General features: G+C 55.4%; 4 protein-coding genes. All 4 read left to right on the top strand.

Annotation, left to right across the window (positions count from 1 at the left end; translation table 11 throughout):
• Nucleotides 1-136 precede the first annotated feature (136 nt).
• Genes J0O65_RS18120 through J0O65_RS18105 form a run of 4 tightly spaced genes read left to right on the top strand, consistent with a single transcriptional unit; the run spans nucleotide 137 to nucleotide 6,754 of the window.
• Nucleotides 137-1,573 carry a DUF3375 domain-containing protein gene (locus J0O65_RS18120; protein WP_215408679.1) on the top strand — a complete coding sequence of 479 codons (1,437 nt, stop codon included), beginning with the start codon at nucleotides 137-139 and terminating at the stop codon, nucleotides 1,571-1,573.
• Nucleotides 1,570-2,169, top strand: coding sequence for a DUF4194 domain-containing protein (locus J0O65_RS18115; RefSeq protein ID WP_251373830.1), 600 nt, complete (start codon nucleotides 1,570-1,572; stop codon nucleotides 2,167-2,169). The genes J0O65_RS18120 and J0O65_RS18115 overlap by 4 nt, the downstream gene beginning before the upstream one ends.
• Nucleotides 2,169-5,564, top strand: a complete 3,396-nt coding sequence (locus J0O65_RS18110; RefSeq protein ID WP_215408680.1) for an ATP-binding protein — start codon at nucleotides 2,169-2,171, stop codon at nucleotides 5,562-5,564. Before J0O65_RS18115 ends, J0O65_RS18110 begins: the two co-directional genes overlap by 1 nt.
• On the top strand, nucleotides 5,561-6,754 hold the full coding sequence (locus J0O65_RS18105) for a Wadjet anti-phage system protein JetD domain-containing protein (RefSeq protein ID WP_215408678.1): 1,194 nt from the start codon (nucleotides 5,561-5,563) through the stop codon (nucleotides 6,752-6,754). The genes J0O65_RS18110 and J0O65_RS18105 overlap by 4 nt, the downstream gene beginning before the upstream one ends.
• Nucleotides 6,755-7,084 lie beyond the last annotated feature (330 nt).

Genomic DNA, 7,084 nt, shown 5'->3' with positions numbered 1-7,084 from the left:
TAGGTTATCGTCAGGCTTGTTATTCGAAAAACCCCTTCCGGTGATCCGGTTGGGGTTTTTTTTCGTTTAGAGATTTGTCATGAGCTGCGCCATTGATCGGTGCTACAGTGGGCAATAGCCTCTCAAATGCATACAGATGGATTATCAACAACTTTCTGTCCAGCGCCGCAACCATCCGGCCTGGCGCTTGCTCGCCGCCGATCATGCTCCGATGATCGCCAGTTTCTTGCATCGTCATTTTATTACGCCCAATATCCGCACCATCGCGCGCCAGCAACTGGCATCGCATCTGGACGATCATCTATATCATCTGCATGAACTGGCTGGCGAGGTGTTGTTTCCCAAAAGCGCGACAGCGTATCTGGACGATTGGGCTTCCGATGAACGGGGCTGGTTACGCAAATATTATCCAAACGGGCAGGACGAACCGCACTATGATGTGACGTCGCCGACCGAACAGGCGATCGAATGGCTGCTTGGCCTGGAACAGCGCCAATTCATCGGCACTGAATCGCGCCTGATGACAGTGTTCGATTTACTGCGTCAGATTATCGATGGGACGGAATTGAATCCCCGTACCCGTATCGCCGAGCTGCAGAAACGCAAGGCAACCATTGATGCGGAAATCGCACAGATATCCCAAGGCAGGCTCGACATGATGGAGCCTAGCCAGGTACGCGAGCGCTTCTTGCAAATGTCGTCCACCGCGCGCGAGCTATTGTCCGATTTTCGTGCCGTCGAGCATAATTTTCGCAGCCTGGACCGCTCGGTGCGAGAACGTATCGCCACCTGGGATGGTAACAAGGGTGAGTTACTGCAAGAAATTTTTGGCCAGCGTGATGTGATCGCCGATTCCGATGAAGGGAAAAGCTTTCGGGCATTCTGGGATCTGCTGATGTCGCCGTCGCGCCAGGATGAATTGACGGCGCTATTGAATGCGGTGATGACACTTGATCCGGTGCGTGAACTGGCGCCTGATGGCCGTTTGCTGCGGATTCATTATGACTGGCTGGAGGCGGGCGAAGTGACGCAGCGTACGGTAGCTCGTTTGTCTGAACAGCTGCGACGCTATCTGGATGACCAGGCCTGGCTGGAAAATCGCCGTATCATGCAGTTGATACGCGATATAGAAAAAAAGGCACTCGATGCGCGTGCAGTCATCGAGCATGTCGCTTTTATCGAAATCGATGCCGCCGGCCCCCTTGTGGTGGTACCCATGGATCGCACCTTGTTTACACCGCCATTCAAACCGACCATCTTGCATGGCATGCTCAATGAAATGGTCGAGCCCATACCATCGGAAGCCCTCTTCGGCCAGGTCTACGTCGACCGCCTGAAACTGGCGTCGAATGTGCATCGCGCGTTGCAAGAGCGCAAGCAGATTTCATTGGCCGCGCTGATCGCCGAGTATCCGCTTGAGCAGGGCTTGGCTGAACTGGCCACTTATATGAGCCTGGCGACGCAGGAATTGCCAAGCGTGATCGACGATACGCAAGAAGAAACAATCATCTGGACCGACGCCCAAGGTAGCGTGCGGCTCGCCACCATACCTCTTTTTCTTTTCAGCGCATGATGAATTCTTCTGGTGAAACGCATTACAGCCAGATACTGATCGCCTTGATGCAAGGCGTGCTGTATCAGGAAAATGACGTGGCCTTATGGCAGTCCCTGCTACTGATGCAGGTGCGCGTACGTGATTATTGCCAGCACCTTGGCTTGGAACTGATCCTGGACGAGGCCGAGGGTTACGCCTATTTGCGGCAGCGCCCCACGCAGGCAGGGGAGGTTGCGCTGCCGCGCCTGGTGCCGCGTCGCCAGCTCAGCTATCCAGTGAGTTTGATCCTGGTGCTGTTGCGTAAAAAGTTGGCCGAGTTCGATAGCAATGCGAGCGACACGCGCTTGATTATCAGCCGCGGGCAAATTACGGAACAATTACGACTCTTCCTGCCCGACACTGCCAATGAAGCGCGCTTGTTTGACCGCATGGATACACATTTGAATAAAGTGGTCGAACTGGGGTTCCTGTATCGTTTGCGCGGACAGGACCAGCAATTTGAAGTGCGACGCATTTTGAAGGCCTTTGTCGATGCGCAATGGCTTGGTGATTTTGAGCAGCGCCTGAACGATTACGCCGCGCATGGCACGGGACTGTCGGAGGATGCGGAATGATGGAGCGGGACCATGAGGAAGACGTGAGTCCCCAATTCGATTTTGCGGAGCCGGCGCTACTTGAGCGTGCGGGCTTTCGGCTGCATCACTTTGAAGTCTTCAATTGGGGCACCTTCCATGCGCGTGTGTGGAAATTGCATCCGGGTGGCGACAATCTGCTGCTGACAGGCGACATCGGCACGGGCAAGTCGACCCTGGTTGATGCGATCACGACCTTGCTGCTTCCTTCGCAAAAAATTTCCTACAACAAGGCTGCTGGTGCCGACGCGCATGAGCGCAGCCTGCGCACCTATGTGCTCGGCCATTATAAATCGGAGCGGGGCAACAGCGGCAGCACGGCGCGCGCGGTTGCCTTGCGCGATCAGAATACCTATGCCGTGATCCTTGGCGTGTTTTATAACGAGGGCTATGATCAGACAGTGACGTTGGCGCAGGTTTTCTGGCTCAAGGATGCGCACGGCCAGCCCGAGCGATTTTATGTGGTAGCCGACAGCGCCTTGTCGATCGCGGATCAGTTTGCCGGCTTCGGCACCGATATCAACCAGTTGCGCAAGCGGCTGCGCGCCAGCAAGGGTGTTGTTCTGCACGATACCTTTCCGCCCTATGGCGCCGATTTCCGCCGCCGCTTTGGTATCGGCAACGAGCAGGCGATGGAATTGTTTCATCAGACGGTGTCGATGAAATCAGTCGGCAACCTGACCGAGTTTGTGCGCGAGCATATGCTTGAAGCGTTTCCGGTTGAAGAGCGCATCGCGGCGCTGATCGCTCATTTTGATGATCTGCACCGCGCACATGAAGCGGTACTCAAAGCCAAACAACAGATCGAGCAATTGCTGCCGCTAACGGCCGATTGCGCACGACATGCCAACTTACAACAGCAGGATGAGCAATTGCGCGGCTGCCGCGAAGCACTGCGGCCGTGGTTTGCCACCTTGAAAAGCACTTTGCTGGAAACTCGCCTTGCACAACTGGCGCTGGAGCTGGAAAAAACGGCCGTGCGCCTGCAGCGACTGCAGCAGTTGCGCGTTGAGCAAGGTGTGCGCCGCGATGAAATCCGGGAAGCCATTTCGGCCAACGGTGGTAACCGTCTGGCGCAGATCGACGCCGAGATCGTGCGTCAGCAAGCGTTGAAGGATGAACGCGCGCGGCGCGGAGCGCAATATGATGAATTGGCGCAAGCGCTTGGGTTGCCGGGCGCGGCCGATGACGAAGGCTTTCGCGCCAATTTGCGCGCCATCGATAGTGGCCAGGCACAATGCGTGGCGCAGCGCGACGAGTGCCAGAACAGCTTCACCGAGGCTGGTGTCACCCTGCGTGAATTGCGTACCAGCCACGGAGAGTTGACAAGCGAACTTGAATCGTTACGCCAGCGCCGTTCAAATATTCCTGGTCAGATGCTGCGGCTGCGCGATTTGCTGTGCGGCGCGCTTGGACTCGATACTGATGATCTGCCTTTTGCCGGTGAATTGATACAGGTGCGCGATGATGCCACCGAATGGGAAGGGGCCGCTGAACGCCTGCTGCATAATTTCGGCCTGGCGTTGCTGGTCCCGGAAATGCATTATGCTGCGGTCGCCGGCTGGGTGGACAGCAGCCATCTGGGTGCACGCCTGGTGTATTTTCGGGTGCGTCCGGTTCATCAGCCAGAGTCCCGTGCCTTGCATCCGGCGTCACTGGTGCGCAAACTAGCCGTCAAGCCTGAGTCGGCGTTCTATGCGTGGCTCGTGAGCGAGTTGGCGCGGCGATTCGACTATGCCTGTTGCGATTCGTTGCAGCAGTTTCAACGTGAGAAGCTGGCCATTACGCGAAGTGGTCAACTCAAGGCTGGCGGCGAACGCCATGAAAAAGATGACCGTCATCGTCTCGACGATCGCACGCGCTATGTACTTGGATGGTCGAACCTGGCCAAAGTCGCAGCTCTGGAAAAACGCGCACGCGATTTTTCCTTGCGTATTAGCGCGCATGCTGCGCGCATCAGCGCTTTGCGCCTTGAGGTCGATACGCATCAGGATCGCCTGGGCCACTGGCAGAAATTGGTGGTGTTCCAGCATTTCGGCGACCTGGACTGGAAGCCGCTGCTGGTGGCGATCGAACAATTAGTACGCGAAAAACAGTCACTGGAGGCGGCGTCCGATTTGCTGCGTGAGTTGCAGAGTCAGCTTGCAGCGCTGATGCTGGCGCAGGCTGGAACGGACGAGGACATCAGTCGTCATACCATCGAGCATGCGAAGCTTAGCGAACGGCAGGAACAGGCGCTGCGTCAACGCAGCGACTGCGCACAGTTGCTGGATGCCACACCTGAACACGCGCGCGACATGTATTTTCCCCAGCTACAACAATTGCAGGCGGAAGGCTTAGGAGAATACAAGCTAACGGTGGAGTCTTGCGATAACCGCGAAAAAGACATGCGCAATTTCTTGCAAGGCCGTATTGATACCGACAGCAAGAGAATCGCCAGTTTGCGTGATCGTATCATCAATGCCATGAGCGATTACGTCACTGCCTGGCCGCTCGATACGCGCGAAGTCGATGTGAACATCAACGCTGCGGGCGAATTTGGCCAGATGCTGGCGGTGCTGCAAGCCGATGATTTGCCGCGCTTTGCGCAACGCTTCAAGGAGCTGCTGAATGAAAACACGATCCGTGAAATTGCCGGATTCCAGTCGCAGCTCAAGCGTGAACGAGAAACCATCCGTGAACGCATTGACATCATCAATCGCTCCTTGCACGATATCGATTACAACCCCAACCGTTACATCGAGCTGGAAGCCGAGCCGAATCTGGATGCTGACTTGCGAGATTTCCAGGGCGACTTGCGTGCCTGTACCGAGGGAGCATTAACGGGCTCTACTGATGAAGAATATTCGGAAGCTAAATTTTTGCAAGTTAAAACCATTATCGAGCGTTTCCGTGGTCGCAGCGGCAGCGCCGAGGTGGACAAGCGCTGGACACGCAAAGTCACTGATGTGCGTAACTGGTTTGTGTTTTCAGCATCCGAGCGTTGGCGTGAGGACGACCGCGAGCATGAGCATTACACCGATGCCGGCGGCAAGTCTGGCGGACAGAAGGAAAAGCTGGCCTACACGGTGCTGGCGGCCAGCCTGGCGTATCAGTTTGGTTTGGAGTGGGGGGTGGTGCGCTCTCGCTCCTTCCGTTTTGTCGTGATCGATGAAGCGTTCGGCCGCGGTTCGGACGAATCGGCGCGATATGGACTGGAACTGTTCAAGCGCATGAATCTGCAATTGCTGATTGTCACACCGTTACAAAAAATTCATATCATCGAACCCTATGTTGCAGGGCTGGGTTTTGTACATAGCGAAGAAGGGCGGCAATCGATGTTGCGTTATCTGAGCATTGAGCAATATCACGCCGAACGCAAGGCGCGCTCCGCATGAGCGACATGAGCAGTAATTGGACCTCGCCGTCAGTCATTCGAGCCCAACTACTACGTTTGTGGGACAGTGGCCGTCTGTTGGCGGCGCATGTCAATGGCAGCTCGATGTTTCCATGGTCACTTAATTTACGCCAGCCGGGGACGGCAATTCTGGGCGAACACTTCGATGAGGTACGGCGCTGGATACGGCAGCTTGACGAGGGCAGCAAGAGCCATAAAGGGCGTGGCTATGTTATTGAATGGCGTGATATCAATCATCGTCAGCTGGGGCGCAACCGTATGCCGGCCAGCGTCGTCGTGGTCGATGAAGCCGACGCATTGTGGCTGATCGGAAAAGTGGCTGAAAAGCGGCACTTCGAGCAACTGTCAGCGTTGACACTGCGGGCTTTTCCTGTTCTGGCCGGCTGGATCGCGCGTCGGCCGATGCTGTTGCTGGAGCATGCTGCCGCATGGGAGCGCATCGTCTTGATCTTGCAGTGGTTTGTCGCGCACCCTCGCCCGCAGCGCTATGTGCGCGAACTTGATATTCCTGGGGTGGACAGTAAATTCATCGAAACGCGCAAGGCTTTACTGGCGGAGTTGCTGGACCAGCTACTGCCGTCGGAGGCGGTTGATGTGCAGGCGGTTGGCACCCGTCAATTTGAAATGCGTTATGGATTGCTGAGCAAGCCGGTGTTGATACGCTTTCGCCTGCTCGATGCGCACCATTATATCGGTGGATTGTCTGACCTGAGTGTGCCAGTCGCGCAGTTTGCTGCCTTGCGGAGCGCAGTAAAACGCGTTTTTATTACCGAGAACGAAATTAATGGGCTGGCATTTCCCGAGGTGGCGGACAGCATGGTGATCTTCGGTGGCGGTTATGCCGTCGACCGCTTGGGCGAGGTGCCTTGGTTAGTTGGCAAGGAGGTGATTTACTGGGGTGATATCGATACCCATGGTTTTGCCATTCTTGACCGCCTGCGTGGGTACTTGCCCCAGGCACGTTCCATGTTGATGGATATCGCAACCCTGGAAACGCATCGCCTGTTATGGGGCCGCGAAGAACCGCATAAACGTCATACTGGTGATCTGACGCGCTTGACGGATGAGGAGCTAGCCTTATTTCACATGCTACGTGACAATACCTTGGGAGAGCGCATCCGTATGGAGCAGGAAAGGTTGGGTTTTCACTGGGTCAGGTCGGCGATTTAAAATATTGCCTGAAAGCCTTGCTACTACCGGGGCGCTTGGCTATAATTCGCCCCCTCGCTGAACGACGCATGCAAATGCCGAGTAAAGCAGGGTGAAAAAGAAGGTTGACGAAATGCTGCAAACGCTTCATACTCTTCCTTCTTCGCAGCTGACAAACACAACGCTTTGTCGATGGCGCGAGAGCAGTAACTGAATACCGTTCTTTAACAATTAACAGTCGATAAGTGTGGGCATTTGATGCAAGTGCAGCGCTGCGTAAGCAGCGTAAAACTTAAAATATCAAATGTTCACGAAGAAATAAATGAAATAGGACGCTTCGCAAGAAGTGGC

Source organism: Janthinobacterium sp. JC611 (genome assembly GCF_018682595.1).
Taxonomy (GTDB): Bacteria; Pseudomonadota; Gammaproteobacteria; order Burkholderiales; family Burkholderiaceae_D; genus Janthinobacterium.
This window is presented reverse-complemented; position numbering and strand designations above follow the sequence as displayed.

Coding starts and splice junctions, on each gene's coding strand:
- J0O65_RS18110 (WP_215408680.1), top strand. CDS start 2,169: ATGGAGCGGGACCATGAGGAAGACGTGAGTCCCCAATTCGATTTTGCG.
- J0O65_RS18120 (WP_215408679.1), top strand. CDS start 137: ATGGATTATCAACAACTTTCTGTCCAGCGCCGCAACCATCCGGCCTGG.
- J0O65_RS18105 (WP_215408678.1), top strand. CDS start 5,561: ATGAGCGACATGAGCAGTAATTGGACCTCGCCGTCAGTCATTCGAGCC.
- J0O65_RS18115 (WP_251373830.1), top strand. CDS start 1,570: ATGATGAATTCTTCTGGTGAAACGCATTACAGCCAGATACTGATCGCC.